This is a genomic window from Priestia sp. ABM2_011 (genome assembly GCF_056158845.1).
In genome coordinates, this window is sequence record NZ_JBSWUB010000001.1 from 162,501 (window position 1) to 187,250 (window position 24,750).

The following is a 24,750-nucleotide window of genomic DNA, read 5'->3' on the forward strand; positions in this document are numbered from 1 at the left end:
CGTGGTGTGACGGGCGGTGTGTACAAGGCCCGGGAACGTATTCACCGCGGCATGCTGATCCGCGATTACTAGCGATTCCAGCTTCATGTAGGCGAGTTGCAGCCTACAATCCGAACTGAGAATGGTTTTATGGGATTGGCTTGACCTCGCGGTCTTGCAGCCCTTTGTACCATCCATTGTAGCACGTGTGTAGCCCAGGTCATAAGGGGCATGATGATTTGACGTCATCCCCACCTTCCTCCGGTTTGTCACCGGCAGTCACCTTAGAGTGCCCAACTAAATGCTGGCAACTAAGATCAAGGGTTGCGCTCGTTGCGGGACTTAACCCAACATCTCACGACACGAGCTGACGACAACCATGCACCACCTGTCACTCTGTCCCCCGAAGGGGAACGCTCTATCTCTAGAGTTGTCAGAGGATGTCAAGACCTGGTAAGGTTCTTCGCGTTGCTTCGAATTAAACCACATGCTCCACCGCTTGTGCGGGCCCCCGTCAATTCCTTTGAGTTTCAGTCTTGCGACCGTACTCCCCAGGCGGAGTGCTTAATGCGTTAGCTGCAGCACTAAAGGGCGGAAACCCTCTAACACTTAGCACTCATCGTTTACGGCGTGGACTACCAGGGTATCTAATCCTGTTTGCTCCCCACGCTTTCGCGCCTCAGCGTCAGTTACAGACCAAAAAGCCGCCTTCGCCACTGGTGTTCCTCCACATCTCTACGCATTTCACCGCTACACGTGGAATTCCGCTTTTCTCTTCTGCACTCAAGTTCCCCAGTTTCCAATGACCCTCCACGGTTGAGCCGTGGGCTTTCACATCAGACTTAAGAAACCGCCTGCGCGCGCTTTACGCCCAATAATTCCGGATAACGCTTGCCACCTACGTATTACCGCGGCTGCTGGCACGTAGTTAGCCGTGGCTTTCTGGTTAGGTACCGTCAAGGTACGAGCAGTTACTCTCGTACTTGTTCTTCCCTAACAACAGAGTTTTACGACCCGAAAGCCTTCATCACTCACGCGGCGTTGCTCCGTCAGACTTTCGTCCATTGCGGAAGATTCCCTACTGCTGCCTCCCGTAGGAGTCTGGGCCGTGTCTCAGTCCCAGTGTGGCCGATCACCCTCTCAGGTCGGCTATGCATCGTTGCCTTGGTGAGCCGTTACCTCACCAACTAGCTAATGCACCGCGGGCCCATCTGTAAGTGATAGCCGAAACCATCTTTCAATCATCTCCCATGAAGGAGAAGATCCTATCCGGTATTAGCTTCGGTTTCCCGAAGTTATCCCAGTCTTACAGGCAGGTTGCCCACGTGTTACTCACCCGTCCGCCGCTAACGTCATAGAAGCAAGCTTCTAATCAGTTCGCTCGACTTGCATGTATTAGGCACGCCGCCAGCGTTCATCCTGAGCCAGGATCAAACTCTCCGAAGAAATGTTTGACTTGCTCAATTTAAAAAATAAAAATTAACGTTGACGTTTGTCGCTTTGTTCAGTTTTCAAAGTTCAACCGCCGCTCTTAAGCGACTTTACTATCTTATCAAGTTATCAACGTAATGTCAACAACTTTTTTTATTTCTTTTTGTTGTTTTCGCTTATCTGCGTTAGCAACAGATATAAATATACCAAATCGTTTTCATAAAAACAAGAGGTAAATTAAAAGTTTAAATTTTCTAATATTAATACCTAAAAAAAGATGGCCGTAGCCATCTCTTTTTTTAGCGTTGACGCATATGTGGGAATAATAGTACATCACGGATTGACGGTGCATTTGTTAGTAACATAACAAGGCGGTCAATACCGATTCCTAGACCACCTGTAGGTGGCATACCGTATTCTAATGCCTCAATGAAGTCATCATCCATCTCATGTGCTTCATCGTTTCCTTGTTCTTTCTCTTTCAACTGAGCTTCAAAGCGCTCACGTTGGTCAATTGGATCATTTAGCTCTGTAAATGCGTTCGCGTGTTCACGCGCAACGATAAACAGCTCAAAACGGTCAGTAAAACGCGGATCTTCCGCATTTTTCTTAGCAAGTGGAGAGATTTCTACAGGATGTCCGTAAATGAACGTCGGTTGAATTAACTGCTCTTCTACTTTTTGTTCAAAGAATTCATTTACAATATGTCCATATTGCATATGTTCAGTGATTTCTACCCCGTGTTCTTTTGCTAAAGCACGAGCTTCTTCAACAGATGTTTCTCCCCAGAAGTCTACGCCCGTATATTGTTTAATAGCATCGACCATATGAAGTCTTGTCCATTCTGGCGTTAGGTCTACCTCTTGATCACCATACTGAATCTTTGTTGTGCCAAGTACTTCTTGCGCAATGTGTGCAATTAAGTTCTCTGTTAAAGCCATGATATCTTTGTAGTCCGCATACGCTTCGTACAATTCGATCATTGTAAATTCAGGATTGTGACGTGTAGATACACCTTCATTACGGAATACACGGCCAATTTCATATACTTTTTCTAATCCACCTACGATTAAACGTTTTAAATGAAGTTCAATCGCAATACGCATATAAAGTTCCATATCAAGCGCATTGTGGTGTGTCACAAACGGACGAGCTGCTGCTCCACCTGCGATTGAATGCATCATCGGTGTTTCAACTTCTAAGTATCCGTGATTATCTAAGTAACGGCGCATCGATTGAATAATGCGGCTTCTTGAGATAAATGTTTGTTTACTTTCTGGGTTTGTAATTAAATCTAAGTAACGTTGACGGTAGCGCTGTTCAATATCTTTTAAACCATGATATTTATCTGGAAGTGGACGAAGCGCTTTTGTTAGTAACGTGAAATCTTTTACTTTAATAGAAAGTTCGCCAACTTTTGTTTTGAATAAAACACCTTCAACCCCTACCAAGTCACCGATATCTACGCTGCTGAAGATTTCGTACTGTTCTTCGCCAATTGCATCTTTACGTACATAAAGCTGAATTTGTCCTGTTAAATCTTGAACGTGAGCGAAACCTGCTTTTCCTTTTCCACGCTTTGTCATAATACGACCAGCTAGTGACACAGGCACTTCATTTTCTTCTAACTGTTCTTTTGTTAACTCGTCATACTCACTAATTAATTGCTGTGATGTATGTGTACGTTCAAAACGTTGACCAAACGGATCAATACCCTGATCTCGTAGGTTGCTCATTTTTTCGCGACGAACGAGAAATTGATCATTTAATTCTTCATGACTCATCGTTTACTCATCTCCATCGTATAATTAAGTTTTCCGAAACAGAAAAAAGGCCAGCATGTTTACTGGCAACTACTACGTTTCTTTAAAATTATTATAGGTTCAGTCGTTTCTCTATGTCAAATCGCTTTATTCTTGCTTCGCTTCTCTTTTTCTTCGATTTCTCTAACAAGCTACCGAATAAACCAACAACCTGCGAACCCAAACCTTAAAGTTTTCACTGTGAACTCTACTTTACGCCAATATAAAAATGAATCAACTAATAAGATGCATTTTTACTTATGTAAATCATTCCTATTATTTTCGAACATATCTAGTATATCAGTTGTTTGCTCTCGAAATAATTTTACATCTTTTAAATCCGATAACCGTTTTGTGATGGTTTCAACTTTTTCTTCTGCTACAGGGAGAATAAGAGATGGAGCTAGTTCGTTTAGAGGAACCATCACAAACGCCCGTTCAAACATTCGGGGATGAGGGACGTTCAGCCTATCCGTATGAATGATTTCATTACTATAAAGTAAGATATCCAAATCAAGGGTTCTAGGTCCCCATACAATCTCTCTTTTTCGACCTGCCGCTTGTTCAATGGCTTGCAAACAATCTAAAAGTTGCTCTGACGAATACGTTGTTTGTATTTTTACTACCATGTTTAAAAAGCTTGCTTGATTCGTATACCCGACCGGGGCCGTTTCATAAACAGATGAAACAGCCACTACCTTAACCTCAGAATGTTTCATCAAGCCAGTAACTCCCGACTTCAAATGTTCCATTCGATTTTCAATATTTGATCCTAATGCAATATATGCTTCTGTTGTCATTCAACGGCTCCTTTTAATTTCAATAGCTACCGATTGATAATAACCGGGAATTGGCGGATCAGGCTTATATACCTTTACTGTACAAGCCTGCACGAGTTCGTAATTAGCAAGCAATTCAGATGCAATCGTTTCGGCCACCGTTTCAACTAACTTGAACGTGCGCTTCTCTACAACTTCCTGGCATGTTTGGTATAAATCTGCATAGCTCACCGAGTATTCTAAATTGTCCGTAGTACCAGCTTGTTTTAAATCTAGTTCTACAGTTAAATCCACGTGAAAACGCTGCCCTAATTTATTTTCTTCTGGAAATACACCATGATATCCATAGAAACGCATATCATTCACATAAATTTTATCCATCTTTAGCCTCTCCTTTCGCTTTTATACATGTAGCTCGCGTCGACTCATTAGCGACATCGTGTAAGAGCGATACTCTTTTTGCAACTGAGCTGTTAACGTATGGTCTCCGACTGAAAACTTCTTATCCTTTATACTTCGAAGAGGTACGATTTCTTGAATGGAATTTGTAACGAAAGCTTCATCACTCTCCAAAAGCTGTTCCGCCGTAAATAAACCTTCTACAACTTCTATGTTTTTCTTTTTTAAAAGCGTAAAGATAAACTGTCTCGTAATTCCATTTAAGATACCTGTTTCAAGAGACGGTGTATATACACAATCATCTTTTACAAAAAATAAATTGGACACAATACCTTCGGCTAAGAACCCTTCTTTTGTTAAAAAAATACCCTCTTTATTTAAGTCTGAACCAACTTCTCGCTTAGCCAGTACATTGTTTAAATAATGATGAGACTTCAACCTCACGGTTCCTTCGGGCGTATTTCGCTTTGTCTCAAGAATAAGCCCCTCTTTTACAAGGGGGCTCGATGGATGAGGCATTGATTTCATGTATACAATTGTAGATGGCTTGTCGTATTCTTCCACTTGCAGTCCAATTCCGCCATTTCCTGCTGAAACATTTAATCGAACATACGCATTTCTCTCATTGTTTTTCATTAACAGACTATTAATAATTGCCAACACGTCCTGTGTGGAGTAGTCCCATACAATATTTAATTCACGTAAGCTGCTACGCAGTCGATCCAGATGGTCTTCCACTAAAAATGGATGACCATCATAAACTCGTAGCGTTTCAAATAGCCCTAGACCATACATATATCCGTGATCAAACGGAGAAATAGTGGCTTCAGACGCAGGCTTTACTTCACCATTTACGTATATATACATATCATTACACTCGCTTTTTTTCGTAAGTTTCAATAAAATTTTTCAGCATTTCTTTACCGTAAGAAGTCATGATAGATTCAGGGTGGAACTGTACCCCTTCAATAGGTAATGATTTATGGCGAATCGCCATAATTTCATCTTCTGCTGTCCACGCTGAAATCTCAAAGCAATCCGGCAGTGAACTTTTTTCTACAATCAAAGAATGATATCGAGTTGCCGTGAACGGATTATCAAGATCTTTAAAGATAGTACGGCCATCATGATGCATTTCAGATGTTTTACCGTGCATTAATTTATCCGCACGAATCACATTCCCTCCAAAAGCTTGCCCAATCGACTGATGCCCTAAGCATACGCCCAATATTGGAATCTTACCTGCAAAATACTCGATGGCTTCTAAACTGATTCCCGCTTCGTTGGGACTACAAGGTCCCGGGGAGATCATCAAGAAATCTGGATTTAGCACTTCAATTTCAGAAAGTGTAATTTCATCATTTCTTTTTACAAGAAGCTCATGCCCTAGCTCACCTAAATACTGTACTAAATTAAACGTAAAAGAATCATAATTATCAATCATTAATATCATCTTTACTCACCCTCACTCAGCTCATTTTCGCTCTGCTCTTTTGCTTTCCATAGTGCAATTGCTTTTTTCAGTGATTCTTTGTATTCGTGTTTCGGATTTGAATCAATTACAACACCCGCACCAGCCTGCACATAAGCTTGGCCGTCTTGAATAATCATAGTGCGAATCGCAATATTTAATTCCATATCTCCATTAAACCCAATCCAACCAATCGATCCTGTATAAATTCCTCGCCTTACAGGTTCAAGTTCTTCAATGATTTCCATTGTACGAACTTTAGGCGCTCCAGTAATCGTTCCTCCAGGAAAAACCGCATCTACAATATCTACAAAATCTTTATTGCGCGCGAGCTTGCCTTTTACATTAGACACAATATGCATCACATGTGAATACTTTTCAATAACCATAAACTCGTCAACATGAACGGTACCATAGTCGCTTACTCTACCAAGGTCATTACGCTCCAAATCAACAAGCATCACATGCTCTGCACGCTCTTTTTCGTTATGAATAAGCTCATCCGCTAACTGTTGGTCTTCTTGATCATCCTTACCGCGAGAGCGCGTTCCCGCAATTGGTCTCGTACTGATTTCGTCACCGGCTTTTTTCACTAATAGTTCTGGTGAACAGCTCACAATGTGAAATTCTTCTGTCTGCATATAAGACATATAAGGAGACGGGTTGATTTTTCGTACCTGTTCGTAGATATGCATAGGATGAGTTTGAAGCTGTTGAGACTGTCGAACAGATAAGTTCACTTGAAACACATCGCCTTGCCCGATGTACTCATGTACGCGAGTTGTGGCATCTGAAAAAGCAGCTTCAGACATTGAAACCTCACTCTTTTCGGCAACACGATGAATACGCTCATATGAGAGCCCTTCAGCACTTGCCTCCATCCAGTCCTTTTTGTATTGATCAATACGCTTATGTGCCTGCTCTTTACAATCTGCTTCATCGTTAACGATAATCCAGAGCTTTTCCTTTTCTTGATCATATACAAATACGTCATCGAAAATAAGGAAATAAACGTCCGGCGTTTTCAATGAATCTTCAGCAAGATCAGGTATGGTTTCTACATAGCGGATATAATCATAGCTAATAAAGCCAATTGCTCCACCTTGAAAAGGAGGAAGATCTGGATTCACCTCTGCTTCAAACTTCTTCATCCAGTCTCGCATAAGATGAAGCGGATTACCTTTTTGAACAGTAGCTTGGCCATCCGTTTTGATATGAAGCTCGTCTTGTTCGCCTCGCAAAATGGCTACAGGTTTTAATCCCATCATTTGAAACTTTCCGCCTCGACCGCTTTCAAGCAGGATATGATTCGGTTCCTCTTTTGACAACTCTTGATATTTTTTGAACCATTGGTTTTTAGAGATAGAAATAGATTCGCCCCAAGTCATTCTTTGCTGCATTTGTTCACTCTCCTAAAAATAAATCACCTGCTTTCATTTTACATGATTCTCAGATGAAAAAAAACAGCTTCATATAGAAGCTGTTCTTTTATGGTTTTTATGCTTGTGTTTGTTCCTCGAATTGGAACAATGGAGTACTTAAGTAACGCTCACCGTTACTTGGAATAATCGCTAACACTTTTTTACCTTTTCCTAGCTGTTTTGCAGCTTTTAACGCAGCATAAATCGCAGCCCCAGAAGAGATACCTACTAGTACGCCTTCTGTTTTTGCTACTTTACGTGCATATTCAAAAGCTTGGTCGTTTTGAACAGCGACAACTTCGTCATATACTTCCGTGTTAAGCGTATCCGGAACAAAGTTTGCACCGATTCCTTGAATTTTATGAGGTCCTGGTTGACCACCACTTAAGATTGGAGAATCAGCTGGCTCTACCGCATAAATTTTGATGTTTGGATACTTTTCTTTTAATACTTCGCCAGCACCTGTAATAGTACCGCCAGTACCGATACCTGCCACAAATCCATCTAGCTGATCGCCAAACTGCTCGATGATCTCTTTAGCCGTTGTTTGACGGTGCACTTCTGGGTTCGCTTCATTTTGGAACTGCTGAGGAATAAAGTAGCCGTGCTCTTTTGCAAGCTCAGTTGCTTTATTAACCGCACCTTTCATTCCTTCTGGACCTGGTGTTAACACTAACTCTGCACCGTACGCACGAAGCAGATTACGACGCTCAATACTCATCGTTTCAGGCATTGTTAAAATAGCACGGTATCCTTTTGCTGCAGCTACCATTGCTAAGCCAATTCCTGTGTTACCGCTTGTTGGTTCAATGATGGTGTCTCCAGGCTTTAATACACCTTTTGCTTCAGCATCTTCGATCATTGCTAATGCGATACGATCTTTTACGCTGCTTCCTGGGTTCATAAATTCTAATTTTAAATATACATCCGCCATATCTTCTTCAACTAGACGGTTTAGTTTTACGATTGGTGTTTGACCAATTAACTCTGTAATTGAATTTGCAATACGTGCCATATGACCACTCCTAATACCAACTAATTTTATTGATTTTGTATACAATTTATCAGATGTTTTCTAAATTGTCAATCATTTTGTCTTTCCATTTACCTATTTTTGTTATATTTTTAGATCAATATATACATAAATAGGACTTAACACTTATAAAAAAAGGCGTTCATTTATAAAATGACGCCTTTAAAGAATCTTTTATTTCATTTAAATTGCTTGTTCTTTCATTTCTTCTAGCTGCTTTTTATCAAAACGATAGGTTTCATTACAAAAATGACACTGTGCTTCAGCTTGGCCATCTTCCTCAATCATCGATTGAATCTCTTCTTTTCCTAAGCTGATAATGGCATTAGCAATTCTTTCTTCTGAGCACTGACATTTGAACTCTACAGGCATTGTCTCTAGAAACTTTACGTTTTCTTTTCCAAGAACTTCTTCTAAGATTTCCTCAGGAGAAAGACCTTTTTGGATCAGTTTTGAAATGGGTTCAATCGTTTGTAAACGTTGTTCAATAGCTGTAATCGTTTGATCATCTGTTCCTGGCATAAGCTGAATGATAAATCCACCCGCAGCTAAGATTGTGTTATCAGGGTTAACAAGTACACCTACACCTACTGAAGATGGAACTTGCTCAGATGTCACGAAATAATACGTGAAATCCTCTCCTAATTCTCCCGATACGATAGGTACTTGTCCATTAAATTGATCACGCATCCCGATATCTTTTACAACACTCAGCGTACCATCTGTACCTACAGCACGTGCTACATCTAATTTTCCATGCTGATTTAAATCGAAGTGCGTTTGCGGGTTCGTTACATATCCACGCACTTCACCCTTGGCATTGCTGTCTACTAAGATAACACCAATTGGGCCGCGGCCTTCAATTTTAATTGTTAGCTTTTGCTCACCTTTTAGCATAGCCCCCATCATAACTCCCGCAGTCATTGAACGTCCCAATGCTGCAGAGGCTGTAGGCCATGTATAGTGACGGCGCTGCGCTTCTCCAACTGTATCCGTTGTTTTTACCGCATAAGCGCGAACTTGACTATTGTAAGCTAGTGCTTTTACTAAATAGTCGCCCATAATATACACCTCTTACTCCATATTTTTTGTATAGATTATTTGTAATCCTTTTAAAGTCAAAAATGGATCCACAATATCAATAATATCCGACTCTTTAGCAATCAATGTTGCGAGTCCTCCAGTAGCAATAACTTTAGGATTTACTGTTGCTTGCTCTTTCATTCTTGCTACAATTCCTTCTACTTGTCCAACGTATCCATATAAAATACCTGCTTGCATCGCAGATACTGTATTTTTCCCAACAATGCTATTTGGTCGCGCAATTTCAATACGCGGAAGCTTAGATGCTCTTGAATAAAGAGCTTCTGTCGAAATATTAATACCAGGGGCAATTGCACCACCCATATATTGCTTATTTTCATCAATGTAGCAATATGTGGTTGCGGTACCAAAATCAACGATAATTAAAGGGCTTCCGTACAGCTGAATTCCAGCAACAGCATTGACAATACGGTCTGCTCCCACTTCACGTGGATTTTCATATTTAATATTTAAACCCGTCTTAATTCCAGGACCAACAACAAGCGGCTTTAAATGAAAATACTTTTGACACATTCTCTCCAATGCAAACATAATAGGAGGAACAACAGAGGAAATAATAATACCATGAATATCTTTAAAAGATAAACTAACGTGCTCAAGCAAGGCTTTGATTGTCATGCCATACTCGTCTTCTGTTTTATTACGGCTTGTTTCTACACGCCAATGGTACTTTAATTCATCTCCATCGTATACACCTAATACCGTATTGGTATTTCCAACATCTAATACAAAAATCATTTCAATCACCACTTTATTTAAATTCAGTATTCACACTGAAACCATCATACCATAACTGGTAAATAGACGTGTATATTCTAGATAAAATAGGAATATAATGACACAATTCTCTAGTGGATATCCTACTTATCCACTATATATGAAAAACTTTTTGCCAAACCTAACTTCTACCCAATAAAAAAAGATCAGTGGAGACTGTCTCCACTGATCTTTTTTGGTCTTATGCTTTTGGCTCTTCATCGTCTGTCTTTGTTTGGATGTTTACTTTAACATCTTCATCTGTTACGTGACTAGAACGGTCTGGAAGAGTTCCATGATCTACTAAGTGGTTAATCTGCTCAGCGTCTAACGTTTCTACTTCTAACAATGTTTGAGCTACAAGCTCTAACTTGTCACGGTTTTCCGTTAAGATCTGCTTCGCACGCTCATAGCTTTCTTTAATGAAACGTTGGATTTCATTATCAATTTCATGAGCAATCGCATCACTGTAGTTTTGTTCACTGTGTAAATCACGACCTAAGAATACTTGGCCTTGTTGTGATTGACCGAATTGCATTGGTCCTAACTTTTCACTCATACCGTATTCTGTTACCATTTTACGAGCGATGCTTGTTGCACGCTGGAAGTCATTGTGAGCACCTGTACTCACTTCGCCGAAAATAATTTCCTCAGCTACGCGACCACCAAGCAATCCAACAATTTTATCCAGCAGCTCTGGCTTCGTCATAAAGTAGCGATCTTCTTTTGGTAACATAACAGCATATCCACCAGCTTGCCCACGTGGAACAATGGTTACTTTATGTACCATATCAGCTTCGTCTAATACGACACCGATAATTGTATGTCCTGCTTCATGATAAGCAACAATATTGCGTTCTTTTTTAGAAATAACTCGACTTTTCTTAGCTGGACCTGCAATTACGCGGTCTGTTGCTTCGTCAATATCGACCATTTCAATTTTCTTTTTGTCCTGTCTAGCAGCTACTAAGGCAGCTTCGTTTAACAAGTTTTCTAAATCTGCACCTGAGAAACCTGGCGTACGCATAGCAATTGCTTTTAAGTTTACTGATTCATCTAAAGGCTTATTGCGAGCATGTACTTTAAGCACTGCTTCACGGCCATTTACATCTGGACGATCTACCGTAATTTGACGGTCGAAGCGGCCTGGACGTAATAACGCTGGATCTAAAATATCCGGGCGGTTTGTTGCTGCAATAATAATGATACCTTCGTTAGCACCAAAACCATCCATCTCAACAAGCAACTGGTTCAATGTTTGTTCACGCTCATCGTGTCCACCACCAAGACCTGCACCACGTTGACGACCTACAGCATCGATTTCATCAATAAAGATAATACATGGAGCATTCTTCTTCGCATTTTCGAATAAATCACGAACACGAGAAGCACCGACCCCAACAAACATTTCAACAAAGTCCGAACCACTGATAGAGAAGAAAGGAACGCCTGCTTCACCAGCAACAGCTCTTGCTAATAATGTTTTACCAGTACCAGGAGGTCCCACAAGTAAGACACCCTTCGGAATTCTTGCACCTAGCTCTGCGAATTTACGAGGATCTTTTAAGAACTCAACAACTTCCACAAGTTCTTGCTTTTCTTCGTCTGCACCAGCTACGTCTTTAAATTTAACCTTTTTCTTTTCTTCGCTGTAAAGCTTAGCCTTACTCTTACCGAAGTTCATAACACGACTTCCGCCGCCCTGAGCTTGGTTCAGTAAGAAGAAGAATAGGATGAAAATAATAACAAACGGAATGATTGACGTAAAGAACGTTACCCAGCCGCTTGTTTCATCAGCAGGTTTAAAATCAACTTCTACTTGATTATTTTCTGAAGCAGCGTCAATACGATCAAGTGCTTTGTCACCATCTACGATGTAAGTTTGGAACGTTTGATCCTTTTTATAAGAATCTAACTTTCCTTGCACAACATACACGCCTCTTTCAGGCTTCATAGAGAGTGATTTCACATCACCTTTGTCTAAGTGTTGAACAAATGTATCGTATCTCATTGGTTCTGCTTTTTGATTAGAGCCACTAAAGAAGCTTACCACGCCAATAATGACTAAAAATATAAGTAAATAAAAGATGGTATTACGGAAGATCCGATTCATTTCTTACCTCCTCCCACGATAAACAAATACTGTATTCAATACTAACATAGAACATTTATCCTATCCAATAAATTGCACTTGGATATGTGCTTCTTAATTGCTGTATACTTGCGGTTTAAGAACCCCAATATACGGCAGGTTACGATATTTTTCTTGATAATCCAATCCATACCCTACTACGAACGCATCAGGTACTTCAAATCCAACGTAATCTGCTTTAATAGCTGCTTTACGACCTGTTGGTTTGTCTAAGAGTGTGACAATCTTAATTGACTTAGCTTTACGGTACTTGAATAACTCTACAAGATAGCTAAGTGTTAAGCCGCTGTCGATAATATCCTCTAAGATAAGAATGTCTCGACCTTCAACTGATGTATCTAAATCTTTTAGGATTTTTACTTCACCAGAAGAAACCATCGCATTGCCATAACTTGATACATCCATAAAATCCATTTCTAAATATGTATCAACACGCTTAATTAGATCAGACATAAAAGGCATAGCGCCTTTTAGTACACCGATTACCAAAGGAAAACGGTCAGCGTATTCCTCAGATAATAGCTTACCCAATTCTTTTACTTTCTGTTGTATTTCTTCTTCTGAAATCAAAATTTCTTGAATATCCTGCTTCATTCCTTACTTGCCTCCTAGAAGTTTTCGCTACTTATAGTATAAAATAACATATCTGGACTTATGTGTATGCAGTTCATAAGCAGATTTTTTCAAACCAGGTAGCCACAAAATAGTTCCTTGGCTATCTTCCACTACCGGCCAATGATCTCTGAAGTGTAAAGGGATTTTTTCATCGATAAAAATATCCTTTACTTTTTTATGTCCCTTCATGCCCTTTACTCGCATTTTATCGCCATTTTTTCGTGTCCTTACCTTTAATGATTGTAAATCGTGAGCTTCATCTAAAAGAAAAACATCGTTTCCTTTTATATCTTCGACTTTATTATGTATTTCACAAATAAGCTGGTGACCATTTGGAAGCTCAACGACCCCTGGAATCGGAACAATAAATTCATATGGCTCGATGTTCCCCTCATTAAAGGTGAAAAGACAGTCGTTGTAAGATCGGATAATGCGTAAACCATTTGGAAAGTCAAGCGTCCCAGACGGTTTTTCACTTTCACAAAATCCTACTAACGTGTCAACATGCGCTGAGGAAAGGGTTGGAGGAATTTCTTTATAGAGATAGTTTAATATTAGTTGAATACCACGCCTTTGTAAAGGCTTGCGTATCCTTAGAAAACAATCTCTATCAATGAGAATTTCATTTTGCAATTTCTTTCTCATTACTTTATTCATCACATCAGTCGTTAATTCCTCTAAGTATGCTTGATCTTCATGCAAGTTCTCGCTAAATTGTTGAAATTTTTCATGTACAGCGACGTTTTCTTGCTTTAAAAATGGCAAAACGTAATGACGAAACCGATTTCTCGTGTACGAGTCTTTCTCATTACTCGGATCAATTCGAGGTGTAAGCCCATGTAGCTTACAGTAGCGATTGATTTCTTCTTTCGTTACGGCTAGGAAAGGCCTAATAATAAATCCATGCCCATATGGCCGCTTGGGCTGCATCCCTGCGTATCCATTCATCGTACTACCTCGAACCATTCGCATTAACATCGTTTCAATCTGATCATCTCCGTGATGTCCTAATGCAAGAAGGTTTGCTTTGTGCTTCTTCATAACATGAGTAAAAAATGCATAGCGGCATTCTCTGGCAGCTACTTGAGAAGATAGCTTTCTTTCCTTCTGATAGGCAGTAACATCAATCTGCTTCGCCTCACATTTAATATTCAATTGTTTGCAGTAGTTCTGCACATATTCCATGTCTTGCTGTGACTCTTGGCCCCGGAACATATGATCAACATGAGCAGCAATAATCGTAAGAGATTTTTGCTCTTTCAGACTCCATAAGAAATGCAGCAGCGCTAAAGAATCAGGACCACCAGAAATACCTACAACCACCGTAGAGCCTGCGGATAATAACTGATGTTTTGTCATAAAATTGTTCACTTGCTTTTCCATAGGAATGACTCATCCTTATAATGTACACGCAATAATGTATCATTAATTTACTTTATACGAATGACTATAAGGAAAGTTTCACAATTTCTCCAAACTTTATAGCACTTGAATAAATAGATACAAAATATAAATCAACATTACAGACGTACAAAGTAGTAGCGTCTCTAACACGTGAGAACGCTTCTTCTTTACTTTAACACGAGGGGCAGACGGTTGACGAACGTTTTGAGGCTTTGTTCCTCTACTTTTTGCCCCTCTTCTTTTTTCGACCGATAACACCTCTGTTTTCATTTCTTTAGCTGACTTATACTTTCCCGTAACCGCTTGATACAAAACGTCTCCGAAAGGCTCCAACTGCTTTGTTGTTAATATAAATTGTTTTAATTGTTCAGCCGGTTTGTCTGTTTTATTAATTCGCTTGCCATAAGCCGCGTGAATCAAAACCATAGATACGGCAAACAAATCATAGGTCGGTTCTGCTTTTCGGGAGCCAAGCCCCCAGTGCGCTCGATCATAAAAGTCGGTAAATTCTTTTATTGACCGCCCTTGCAGAGTTGTTCCTCCCACGTCGATCCATCGAACTTTTACAGGGTTAGATGTTACGACCAGGTTTTCGGGTTTTAAATCGCCAAATACCCACCCTTCTTCATGAAGGTTTTCTAAGTCTGTTAAGAGCTGACTTGCAAACACTTGCAACCATTCTGTCCCTCTTGTTGAGATAAAAGAAAGGAGAGGCTTCCCTTTCACATACTCCATTACATAGAAAGAAAGAGCGTGAGAACCATAGCTCCAATCATCTACATCAAGTAAACGCGGTCCTAGCACTTTGTCTTTGACTTGAGACAACTTTTTTAATACATTCACTTCTGCTGTAACGGACATGTTGGAAAAGCTTATTTTTAACGCCGCTAGCGTTCCGTTTACTAATTGGACTAAGTAGACAACTCCAGTTGCTCCCACGCCTAATTTCTCAAGAATTTTATAATGGACGTGATGCCATTTCCCGTGAATTTCTGTTCCCGGAGATAGGTTACATACCTGATTCTTCAATGTATTGTTCATTATTTTTTAACAACCCTCTCAATGAGCGCTTTTTGGTGAAATAATGAGTAGCCTCTTTGATAGCCGGTCCAGTAGGCGTAATACCTCCTGCTGTTAGTTTTGGGAAAATCGTTGAAAGCGACTCTAATCTTGGATTCCAGTCCATTAGCTTCTCTACATCTTTCTTTTTCCCAGGAAATAAAAAGATTGAAAATTGATTGTGCCCCATGCGAGCATTCAAGCTTAACGATAAATCTAACAGCGACTCCTTTACAGTAGGGAGCTTATTTTTCATACTTCCGCTCATGTCAACTAAAATAAGAATCTCTAAGTCAACCGTTTCCCCAAGTTCATCAACTACTTCCATGATTTCTCCTCGCTTCTCAGGAGATAACTCTTCTAATCTTGAATTAGAGGAACCTAGAATTTGCTGAAGTTCTTTATTTACAACGCCTTGAAGTGTTTGCGTCATTGCCTGCCTTGTAACCATTTGAACAGTTTGAGACAGCTGTTTTACGTAAACAATTTGACTCACGCCACCGCCTGACATGGCAATGCCTTCTATTTCATTCGTGCTTTGCTCATCAATTGTATCCTCTTCCATCACACCAATAACGTTTACACTAATTCCTTGTTCTTTAGCCAGTGCAGCCATTGCTACCGGATCTTCACCTGTATTCGAACCACCGTCCGTAATGACCAACATCTGTTTCAATGTACCTTTTTTCATAAAAAAATCCCCTCCTCATTATCAGTATTAACATGATAGACGAGGAGGAGATAAAATATACTTCTATCTAACTATTGTGCTTTTTTACGATAAGCGTAAGAAGGAATCGATGACCATTTCGGGGTATTGTGCTGAAGTTTTGCCACAACTACCGTCATATCATCTTCAATTAAACCTGATTTTGTTCGAATAACTTCTTCCATAATTAAGTCTGCAATTTCTTGTGGATCGTTTGTTTGAAGCTCGCCAATTTTTCGCTTCATCCACATTTCGTAGTTCTCAACGTGTTTCGGTCCTTCAAATACACCGTCACTCATCATAATTAACAAGTCTTCCGCCTTCATTTGTTCATTCACAACATCCACTTCAAATTCTTCAATAATGCCCATTGGCAAATTGCTTGCCTGTATTTTAATAACCTTATCTCCGCGTTTGATGAAGCTTGGCGTAGAACCGATTTTCAAGAAGTTTACATTGGCATCTTGTAAATCAATCATCGCTAAATCTAAGGTCGAAAAGATCTCATCGTTTGTACGCAGGGATAAAATAGAGTTAATCGATTTGATTGCAATTGTCTCTTCTATTCCTGTTTGTAAAATTTGTTTTAACAGCTGAAGCGTTTCGCTGCTTTCATAGTGGGCACGCTCTCCATTTCCCATGCCATCACTAATAGCTAGTGCATACTTACCGGCGTTTAGCTCAATCATGGAATAGCTGTCACCGGATACAAACCCTCCGCCTTTAGCAGCATGTGCTACGCCTGTATCAACAACGTATGCTTTTGTACAGCCAAACGAAACGTGGCAATAGCCTTGAGGATATTTAGCACATTCTTCGTTCTTTACTACAATACTTTCACCTAAAATATCCGTAAGCATTGGCGCAATAATTTTCTCGCATTCTCCTCTTCCGTGACAATATGGCACCCACATTTCAATATCTACATTTCCAGGTTCTAAGCTATAAATTTCAATTTGATTGATTTCCATCCCAAAGTTACGAAGAGCTTCTAAAATCTGTTCTTCTTGTACATTTAAATTTTCGCGCTCTCGCTTAATTTCTTTTGCAAAATTCCCCATGACTTCAGAGACACCGTGAAGCTGTTCTGCTACAATCCTTCTACTTTCTTGAATTTGTGCTTTTAAGTGCTGGTTGGCTTTAAAATACGTAAGTTCATGCTCAATCACATCGATGACTTTTTTCGATTTCACGCAATGTTTGTCCATTTCTCGAATTAGCCTTGGATTTTGTTCAAGAGTGCCATTATCAACTTCAAGCATAATTTCCTTCATATATTCATAGGTTGTATCAAACTGCTGTGCCCAGCATTGTTCTTTTTTAAAACAAAATTGGCACGTCCTTTCGGTAACGCTGCTTAAGAAATAATCAACTTCTTTATCAGCGCTTGGCTTTTCATCGTAAAATCCATTTTGCGTAAAGCTTTTGGAAAGTGCTTGAAAAACATTTGAAAACTGTTCTACGCGATTTGCTGTTACATCTCGGATCTTACGCACGTACTGCTGTTGTTCAAGCATATTTTCAGATGTCCCTGGTACTAGTTTACTTAAGTTTTTCAAAACAAAAGATGGGGTTAATAAAAATAGGACAACGGCCGTCAGTGATTCATACAAATTAGTCGTCAATCCTTGATCTGCCTGAGCATATAGGCCAATTAGCAATGAACCAACAACCAGCCCTAGAGCTGCCCCTAGCTTTTTACCGTCTTTTAAAAGTCCTCCAAGCAAGCCAGAAAAAGCGAGTAAACTCATTTCGTACAAACTAGAAACATTCGCGAAACTTAAAATTAAACCGGTTACGACCCCGACCGTAGCTCCTATCGTAGGGCCAGATACAAACGCAAAAACTAGTACTAAGTAACGAGATAATATATGTTCAGCCGAAAGGCCGTAAATCATCCACCCTATTGTCCCTGTCATAACAGATGCCAACAAAATAATAAGAGAAATCACTTCTTCTGTTTTTAATGATTGTTTTCGCTTTCGATATGAAATTAAAGGCACGCTTTGTAGGAAAATCATTGTTAAGATAAAGCTCAACCCTGCTTCTACTGCCACAAATGTAAAATCATACATGGTGAATTCCTTGGTAAACACATAAAAAATAGTTAGTTTTGTAAGTAACATCGCGCTAAATACAGTGAACGGCAGTTTCTTTAACGGATCCATTGTCAGTATGCCGCTAAATCGATGAATTAGTAAGAAAACAAATAGTGTAGCAAATACGGTACCTCCATTTTGAATGGAAACACTAAATGCCCCTGCCAATACGGCTAAACTTGCTAACGGTGCTTTTTCTTTCTTTATAGCCATTACGGCTGCAAAGAATGGCAAAGCAAATGGCATGATTTTCATTAAAATTAACGCTCGTCCTAATAAGAAACCTACGACTAGCAGCAATAATCCCCATTGAAATAACACCTTTTCCGTTTTCATACCCGCCTTTGTAAATACACGGGACATTTCTAATCTAGTTCGGTTAAATACCGCCTCTGTTGTTGGACTTGCAAAATCTCTTTCCGTCTTTTGCATTCTCCCACCACCCGCTAATTATACTTATTCGTTATTATATCGCGGCGAAAGGTGAAATTTTGTCAAACGGACTAGCAAAATACCTATAATCGTTCGACTATTTTCTAGTATTATATTGAAAACTATACAAAAAGATGTACAATCTTACATGGAGATTTAAAAAATATGAGAGATACTGTTCGCCCCAGAGAAAGCCTATGCTCATCATTCTTTTTTAAAAGCAAATAAAAGTCTATAAAAATAACAAAAAAGTTATTGACAATAACCCTGCTTTTTTATATTATTATAAATGTCTTTTAGAGAACGTATAATGGCGGTGTAGCTCAGCTGGCTAGAGCGTACGGTTCATACCCGTGAGGTCGGGGGTTCGATCCCCTCCGCCGCTACTCGAATAACGGCCCGTTGGTCAAGCGGTTAAGACACCGCCCTTTCACGGCGGTAACACGGGTTCGAATCCCGTACGGGTCATCAAAAAGCATGTACAACAAGTACATGCTTTTTTTCTACTCTTTTTTACATATAAAAAAAGCACCTTTTAGATAAAAGGTACTTTCCAAAAACTCGCTATCTATTTGATATAAGCAGCAAGTTAACCGCGTTTTGCACCGCGTCCACCGCGTTTTGATTCGGTATGGCGTTTTAGGGAAGATAAACGTTCTTCACTGTCTTTTAAGAAACGATTCATTTTTTGTTCGAATGTTTCTTTTGTACGGAAATCATTACCGCCACCACGATTGTTATTACGTTGTGGGCGTGAATCACGTGGACGGTCTGAGCGTGGCGCTCTTGCAGGACGCTCTGGTCTTTCTGGACGTTCTGGTTTGTCTACCGCTTTCTTAATTGAAAGACCAATTTTACCATCTTTCTCAACGTTAATTACTTTGACTTCAACTTCGTCGCCCACTTTTAAATGGTCGTTAATGTCCTTTACGTAATTATCAGCTACTTCACTGATATGAACCAAGCCTGTTGAACCTCCTGGTAACTCAACAAAAGCTCCAAAGTTCGTAATACCTGTTACCTTTCCCTGTAACTTGCTGCCTACTTCGATTGACATAAAAAAAATGCTCCTCCTTAAATGATAAAAGAAATCAATTTATTATATTATACAAAAAGCAAAAATACACTGTCAACGAACCATACGTTTAGTCTTTTTTTACATTAAAGATAATTTCCCCGTCTTCTGATAAAAAATAATCTCTGCGGGCAATCTTTTTAATATAATCATCGTCATTTAACTTGACGATTTCACCTTTTAACTGTTTTTGCTTGCTTTGTAATTTTGTCAGCTGCTGTTCTAATTTTACCTTCTCAGCTTTTTTGTTCTCAATAGCTGAGGTTTGCGTAATTAAAGCTGATACCATCAATCCACCAATGATTAAGGCCAACACTCCGAAAACAGTCAAACGCCTAATTAAACCGATACGCTTTCGATCTGTATTTTGTTTAATTTGTTCTTGTTTATGGCTATAATCAGTATTTAACTTCGCGACCTTTTTTTTCGTACCGCACTCATTGAATTAGTCGTCCCCCTTGTTTTTTAAAGTGTTCACCCATGCAACGACTCTCATTATCATATTCTTTGCACGATTGTAAATTCCTTCTATATACCGAAAACCCATATGTAAAAATCGTTTTACAGGTTTAGGCATCATTCTCCAAAATACGAAAAGAACCCACCTAGTCGGTAAGTAAATAAGCTTTAGACAGAATACGAGCAGCTTATGAACAGCTCGGTAGATCCCTAAAGCGACTACAAGTAGAATATGAATAAAGAAGCGGATAGGCTTGACCAAAAAAATATTACTAAGCGTTAAAACACCTCGATATAAACTTAATACGCTCGAGACAGTAAATGTTAATACTTTTAAATACAGTGATTGAAATAAGCTTTGATACGCGGCAAAGCCGCAAAACAAAGCAAGAAACGCATACAAACGCAGTTCTCCTTCATTCACTAAAAACAACACATAAAAAATGAGAAGAGCTTGCACCATCCAAAACAATACGTCATTTACAAATACAAACCATGGGCGTGATTTAGAGCGATTAACAAAGTAACGATAAGTATCGAGAGAAGCACCTAAACCGCTTCCCATCGATACCATCGCAAGCATTGTATAGAGCTGAATGTTTAAACTCATCGAAACAACTTACTAAAGAATCCTTTAGCCTTCTCCGATTGGTTCTCATCTAAGTAAACTATATCAAAGATTTTTCCTTTTATCGATACAATTCCTTGATCAACGTCTAAATTTTTCATTTGCAGATTTTGCCCTCTAACTGACAAGAAACCCATCACTGTTTCAAGTAAAAATTCCTCATTGTCAAAGCTCTCTACCTGCTTCACACCCGTGATATCTAAGAGACGCCGACCCTTCATCACTAAATCATGATTTGGAGTATGGTCTTTGTTTGAATTGCTTGTTTCATAAAATTGGCTCATATCTTCATCCCCACCTCATTCATTAAGAGCATTCGCTCTTGTTATCTGTTGTTTAAAACATATGAATGAGAAAGGTGATTTAGAACAAGCCTTCATCAGTTATACTTCAGATGAAATACGCTCTTCTTTGACAATTGAGTACAAATTAGCTGCTTCTTCTTTTTTAGCTGCTTCTTGAAGAGCCTCTATTTTAACGGTAATTTTCTTCGTGCCAAATGTGATGGCTAATTCATCTCCTACTTTCACATTTGTGCTTGCTTTTGCAACGATACCATTAATCGTAATACGGCCCTTGTCTGATACTTCTTTTGCCAATGTACGGCGCTTAATTAAACGTGATACTTTTAAAAATTTATCTAACCTCATAATTCCCTCACCTTTCTGTTTTACAAACCTGTTTTTTTGGCTTCTTCCCAAAATTCATCTAACTCTTTTAACGAAAAAGATTCAAATGGTTTTTCAGAAGCTCTCACTTTTTCTTCAATATATTGAAATCGATTTAAAAATTTTGTATTCGTTTTAGCTAATGCAGCTTCAGAGTCGATTTTATAAAATCTTGCAATATTCACTAAAGCAAATAAAATATCTCCAAATTCATCGCTCATTTTTTCTTTATCAGCATGCTGTACTTCATCTTGGAATTCAGCAAGTTCTTCCTGTACTTTTTCCCACATAGGTTCAACTTCTGACCAATCGAAACCAACTTTTGCAGCTTGTTTTTGGTATCCGTGCGCTTTCATTAAAGAAGGCATAGCCCCAGGTACAGAAGCTAACAGAGAAGAAGGCTCCTCTCCTTTTTCTTCTTTTTTGATTTCATCCCAATTTTTTAAGACCTCATCTGCATCATTCACGCTCACTTCCCCAAATACATGCGGATGGCGTCTTACCATTTTCTCTGAAACACTGCGAATGACGTCATCAATTGAAAACATTCCTTCATCTTCACCGATTTGTGCATGAAGCAATACCTGCAGCAATACATCACCGAGCTCTTCAATCATATTATCGTCATCTTGACGGTCAATTGCATCTAATAACTCATAAGACTCTTCTAGCAAATAGCGCTTGAGCGATTCATGCGTTTGTTTTTGATCCCAAGGACATCCGTTTGGCCCTCTGAGCGTGGCAATAATCCTTCTGAATGAGTCAAATTGATGGTATAAAACCGTTTCGTCCGCTACTGGAGGGACATAAATAGTCGTTAAGTTATTGAGCGACATTTCTCTATCTAATTCATACAGCTTGACCGGCTGGATTTTTTCTTCACTGCTTCCCGCTGCCGTTACAATGTAAACGAGGTAATCATCAGGAACGTGTTCCATCAGCGTTAGTTTTACCTCTGAAGCAACGAACTGATCGTACACTTGAGCAATTAGAATATGACCCGTTAACTCTATTTCGCTTCGCTTTAAGTCTGTTCCGTCTAGCAGCTGAAATCCTTCAATAGGATCGATCTTTAGTGCGCCAAAAATTGGATCTAAGAAGCTTTGTCCCCCTTTAATTTCAACAGGAATGCTGCGTTCTTTTCCTTTTTGTAAAAGTAATTGAACCGTACGTTCTGCCACTAAAGGATGCCCGGGAACGGCATACACCACTTCTTCTACTGAAGCTTTATCGATTAAATCATTTGATATATGTTCATATACCTCTTCAAATCCATCATAAGATTCGTATACGTCATCATAGGATACGTACGTCAAGCCTTCACTTTCTAATTCTTTGATTACAGGATGTTCTTTTGTGCGCATATAAATATGCTTTTCCTGCTGCAGCAAGCGATAGATGCCTACGGGTAGCTGCTCTAAATCGCCTGCTCCTAAACCAATAACTGTTACTTTACCTGTCATTGCTTCACCTTCTTATTTATTTTTTAATACGTATTTAGCTAAAACACTTCCAATTGGAAGTAAACGTAATTCCTCTTCGGTAAAAATATGTTGTTTCATAATGATAAACAAATAAAACAAACCGCCTATTAAAACACCAAATCCTGTTTCAACCACTTGTTTGCTTGTATCTAAACCATTAGACCATACAAAGTGATGTAAACAAAATAAATAGCTTTGCAAAAGAATGACCATTGCTATGCCCGTTATAAAAATACCTCTACTCGCCTTTTTCGGAACGAGCGATACAGCTAGCTTTTTATACAGACAAAATAGATTGATTGCTGCAACAATAGCGAATCCAGCTGAGGAAGCAATGGCTGCTCCTATGGTTTGAAAATCTGGTATTAGCCAAAGATTCAATATCAGTTTAACCGTCATGCCAGCAATGACGGCTATTACAGGTGCGAAAACAGCTCCCATCCCCTGAAGCACAGCTCCAGCAGTTGCTGCTACGGTTGTAAATATAACTAACAAGCTCAAAATTTGTAAAACGTCCGTTCCGTCGGAGTTACTATATAAAAGCATATTAATGGGTTTCATCAGCGCAATCAAGCCAAAGGCTGCTCCAACTCCGACTACAAGCGATAGTCGGAGAGACAGCTGAACTTTTTCAAGCACAAATGACAAGTTCTTTTTCGCAATGGCTGAAGAAATAACGGGTACAAGTGAAAGTGAAAAAGCTGTACCTACTACTGTACCTAATTGAATCAACGGAAGTCCACGGTCATAAATACCTTTTGAAACTTTTGCTGCCTGTTCAGCCATGCCATGCGCCGTCAGGCCGGAATATAATGTAAAGGAATCAATAAGCTGAATAAACAGCAGACCCATAGCGCTGATACAAATTAATAAACCTTGAATAATAAGGATTTTCACTACTTTTTTGATGTCTGCTTTTTTTATGCGTTGAAATACTCCCTTAGAATTTGTCTTTGTTCTAAAAACAAATAAACATAAAATAATAAGAGATGTTATACCGCCTGTTATGGAACCAAAAATAGCTCCTGCTCCTGCAGTATAAGGACCATACCCATGGTGGATAAAGAAAATAGATAGGCACAAAATAGTCCCTACTCGAACAATTTGTTCTGCGATTTGAGACAACGCAGTAGGAAACATATTATATAATCCTTGATAATAACCACGAATGACAGCAATAAACGGAATAAGTAAAAACGAAAATGAAATAATTTGAATGAGAAGCGTTAACTGACGATCTCCCATCCACTCGGCAATCGTTTCTGCAAAGATATATTGGAGGGAAAACATTATGCAGCCTACTACAAACAAAAAAGCAAATGAAACTTGAAGTATTCCTCGGATTTCCTTTCTCCGATTTGTTGCCACATAATCGGCTACTAACTTTGAAATAATTACAGGGAAACCGTATGTACCTAGCTGTAGCGCAATTCCATATAGCGGATAAACTTGCTGATAGATATAAAACCCTATATCTCCCGCAATATGGTGATATGGAATACGGTAAGTAGCACTTAAGATTTTCGTAAATAAACCTGCGAGCGTTAAAATAATCGCGCCGTTAAAAATAGAATAGAGCTTTGATTGTTTCTGCATTCCTACACCTTTCACCTGCAGCTTGTAATTATGTGAACAACGCTTTTTATGAGCCGCTAACTGTAGAAGAATAGCGCTTTGTTCTTATAAAACATCCTGCACTTTCCAATAAATAAAATACCGTACCATTATATCATGTTCTCTTTATTTCTAAGGTAAGACAGCATGAAAAAAGGTAGCAGAAACTGCTACCTT

The 24,750-nt window shown here is 39.3% G+C and carries 22 protein-coding genes, 2 tRNA genes and 1 rRNA gene (1 of these 25 cut by a window edge); 2 read left to right on the top strand and 23 right to left on the bottom strand.

Annotated features, from left to right (window positions below):
- The 16 genes from ACXAE4_RS00960 to spoIIE form a co-directional block, all read right to left on the bottom strand.
- Nucleotides 1-1,425 (bottom strand): 16S ribosomal RNA (locus ACXAE4_RS00960) (it extends 127 nt beyond the left edge of the window).
- A 284-nt stretch (nt 1,426-1,709) separates the two neighbouring features.
- Nucleotides 1,710-3,194: a lysine--tRNA ligase gene (lysS, locus tag ACXAE4_RS00965; RefSeq protein WP_013054894.1), complete on the bottom strand. Its 1,485-nt coding sequence runs from the start codon at nt 3,192-3,194 to the stop codon at nt 1,710-1,712.
- 272 nt (nt 3,195-3,466) lie between these two features.
- Nucleotides 3,467-4,012 carry a 2-amino-4-hydroxy-6-hydroxymethyldihydropteridine diphosphokinase gene (gene folK, locus ACXAE4_RS00970; protein WP_033580815.1) on the bottom strand — a complete coding sequence of 182 codons (546 nt, stop codon included), beginning with the start codon at nt 4,010-4,012 and terminating at the stop codon, nt 3,467-3,469.
- The gene (gene folB / locus ACXAE4_RS00975) at nt 4,013-4,372 is read right to left on the bottom strand and encodes a dihydroneopterin aldolase (RefSeq protein ID WP_028412654.1); all 360 of its coding nucleotides are present in this window, start codon (nt 4,370-4,372) and stop codon (nt 4,013-4,015) included. It abuts the gene before it with no gap.
- A gap of 21 nt (nt 4,373-4,393) precedes the next feature.
- The gene (pabC, locus tag ACXAE4_RS00980; RefSeq protein WP_033580816.1) at nt 4,394-5,257 is read right to left on the bottom strand and encodes an aminodeoxychorismate lyase; all 864 of its coding nucleotides are present in this window, start codon (nt 5,255-5,257) and stop codon (nt 4,394-4,396) included.
- A 4-nt stretch (nt 5,258-5,261) separates the two neighbouring features.
- Nucleotides 5,262-5,843 (bottom strand): aminodeoxychorismate/anthranilate synthase component II, encoded by a 582-nt coding sequence (pabA, locus tag ACXAE4_RS00985; RefSeq protein WP_154990956.1) that lies wholly within the window; start codon nt 5,841-5,843, stop codon nt 5,262-5,264.
- 2 nt (nt 5,844-5,845) lie between these two features.
- Nucleotides 5,846-7,261 carry an aminodeoxychorismate synthase component I gene (gene pabB / locus ACXAE4_RS00990; RefSeq protein ID WP_154974717.1) on the bottom strand — a complete coding sequence of 472 codons (1,416 nt, stop codon included), beginning with the start codon at nt 7,259-7,261 and terminating at the stop codon, nt 5,846-5,848.
- 97 nt (nt 7,262-7,358) lie between these two features.
- Nucleotides 7,359-8,297: a cysteine synthase A gene (cysK, locus tag ACXAE4_RS00995; protein ID WP_013054888.1), complete on the bottom strand. Its 939-nt coding sequence runs from the start codon at nt 8,295-8,297 to the stop codon at nt 7,359-7,361.
- A 201-nt stretch (nt 8,298-8,498) separates the two neighbouring features.
- Nucleotides 8,499-9,377 carry an Hsp33 family molecular chaperone HslO gene (hslO, locus tag ACXAE4_RS01000; protein ID WP_028412650.1) on the bottom strand — a complete coding sequence of 293 codons (879 nt, stop codon included), beginning with the start codon at nt 9,375-9,377 and terminating at the stop codon, nt 8,499-8,501.
- Between the two features lie 12 nt (nt 9,378-9,389).
- A complete protein-coding gene (locus tag ACXAE4_RS01005) occupies nt 9,390-10,157 on the bottom strand; it encodes a type III pantothenate kinase (RefSeq protein ID WP_013054886.1) in 768 nt (255 codons plus the stop codon).
- A gap of 220 nt (nt 10,158-10,377) precedes the next feature.
- Nucleotides 10,378-12,288 carry an ATP-dependent zinc metalloprotease FtsH gene (ftsH, locus tag ACXAE4_RS01010; protein ID WP_013054885.1) on the bottom strand — a complete coding sequence of 637 codons (1,911 nt, stop codon included), beginning with the start codon at nt 12,286-12,288 and terminating at the stop codon, nt 10,378-10,380.
- Between the two features lie 93 nt (nt 12,289-12,381).
- Nucleotides 12,382-12,921 (bottom strand): hypoxanthine phosphoribosyltransferase, encoded by a 540-nt coding sequence (gene hpt / locus ACXAE4_RS01015; RefSeq protein ID WP_028412649.1) that lies wholly within the window; start codon nt 12,919-12,921, stop codon nt 12,382-12,384.
- A gap of 27 nt (nt 12,922-12,948) precedes the next feature.
- Nucleotides 12,949-14,325, bottom strand: a complete 1,377-nt coding sequence (gene tilS, locus ACXAE4_RS01020; protein ID WP_028412648.1) for a tRNA lysidine(34) synthetase TilS — start codon at nt 14,323-14,325, stop codon at nt 12,949-12,951.
- A gap of 96 nt (nt 14,326-14,421) precedes the next feature.
- Nucleotides 14,422-15,387: a protein kinase domain-containing protein gene (locus ACXAE4_RS01025; protein WP_154990954.1), complete on the bottom strand. Its 966-nt coding sequence runs from the start codon at nt 15,385-15,387 to the stop codon at nt 14,422-14,424.
- Entirely contained in the window at nt 15,356-16,096 is a 741-nt protein-coding gene (locus ACXAE4_RS01030; RefSeq protein ID WP_013054881.1) for a VWA domain-containing protein, read from the bottom strand. Before ACXAE4_RS01030 ends, ACXAE4_RS01025 begins: the two co-directional genes overlap by 32 nt.
- 71 nt (nt 16,097-16,167) lie before the next feature.
- The gene (spoIIE, locus tag ACXAE4_RS01035) at nt 16,168-18,645 is read right to left on the bottom strand and encodes a stage II sporulation protein E (RefSeq protein WP_013054880.1); all 2,478 of its coding nucleotides are present in this window, start codon (nt 18,643-18,645) and stop codon (nt 16,168-16,170) included.
- Between the two features lie 312 nt (nt 18,646-18,957).
- On the opposite strand from spoIIE, the gene ACXAE4_RS01040 reads away from it, so the two are divergent.
- Both ACXAE4_RS01040 and ACXAE4_RS01045 read left to right on the top strand, forming a co-directional pair.
- A tRNA-Met gene (locus ACXAE4_RS01040) sits at nt 18,958-19,031 on the top strand.
- 10 nt (nt 19,032-19,041) lie between these two features.
- Nucleotides 19,042-19,113 (top strand) — tRNA-Glu (locus tag ACXAE4_RS01045).
- Nucleotides 19,114-19,234: 121 nt separating this feature from the next.
- On the opposite strand, the gene ACXAE4_RS01050 is transcribed toward ACXAE4_RS01045, so the two are convergent.
- The 7 genes from ACXAE4_RS01050 to ACXAE4_RS01080 all read right to left on the bottom strand — a co-directional run bounded on the left by ACXAE4_RS01050 (nt 19,235) and on the right by ACXAE4_RS01080 (nt 24,555).
- Nucleotides 19,235-19,702, bottom strand: a complete 468-nt coding sequence (locus ACXAE4_RS01050; protein WP_013054879.1) for a S1 domain-containing RNA-binding protein — start codon at nt 19,700-19,702, stop codon at nt 19,235-19,237.
- A gap of 88 nt (nt 19,703-19,790) precedes the next feature.
- On the bottom strand, nt 19,791-20,036 hold the full coding sequence (locus ACXAE4_RS01055) for an FtsB family cell division protein (protein WP_372780677.1): 246 nt from the start codon (nt 20,034-20,036) through the stop codon (nt 19,791-19,793).
- Between the two features lie 129 nt (nt 20,037-20,165).
- Complete coding sequence (yabQ, locus tag ACXAE4_RS01060) at nt 20,166-20,789, bottom strand: spore cortex biosynthesis protein YabQ (protein WP_028412646.1); 624 nt, start codon at nt 20,787-20,789, stop codon at nt 20,166-20,168.
- Nucleotides 20,786-21,091 (bottom strand): sporulation protein YabP, encoded by a 306-nt coding sequence (gene yabP / locus ACXAE4_RS01065; RefSeq protein ID WP_013054876.1) that lies wholly within the window; start codon nt 21,089-21,091, stop codon nt 20,786-20,788. Before yabP ends, yabQ begins: the two co-directional genes overlap by 4 nt.
- Nucleotides 21,092-21,190: 99 nt before the next feature.
- Nucleotides 21,191-21,457 carry an RNA-binding S4 domain-containing protein gene (locus tag ACXAE4_RS01070; RefSeq protein ID WP_013054875.1) on the bottom strand — a complete coding sequence of 89 codons (267 nt, stop codon included), beginning with the start codon at nt 21,455-21,457 and terminating at the stop codon, nt 21,191-21,193.
- Between the two features lie 20 nt (nt 21,458-21,477).
- Nucleotides 21,478-22,938 carry a bifunctional methyltransferase/pyrophosphohydrolase YabN gene (yabN, locus tag ACXAE4_RS01075; RefSeq protein WP_154990953.1) on the bottom strand — a complete coding sequence of 487 codons (1,461 nt, stop codon included), beginning with the start codon at nt 22,936-22,938 and terminating at the stop codon, nt 21,478-21,480.
- A 12-nt stretch (nt 22,939-22,950) separates the two neighbouring features.
- Nucleotides 22,951-24,555, bottom strand: a complete 1,605-nt coding sequence (locus ACXAE4_RS01080; protein WP_475235276.1) for a putative polysaccharide biosynthesis protein — start codon at nt 24,553-24,555, stop codon at nt 22,951-22,953.
- Between the last annotated feature and the right edge of the window lie 195 nt (nt 24,556-24,750).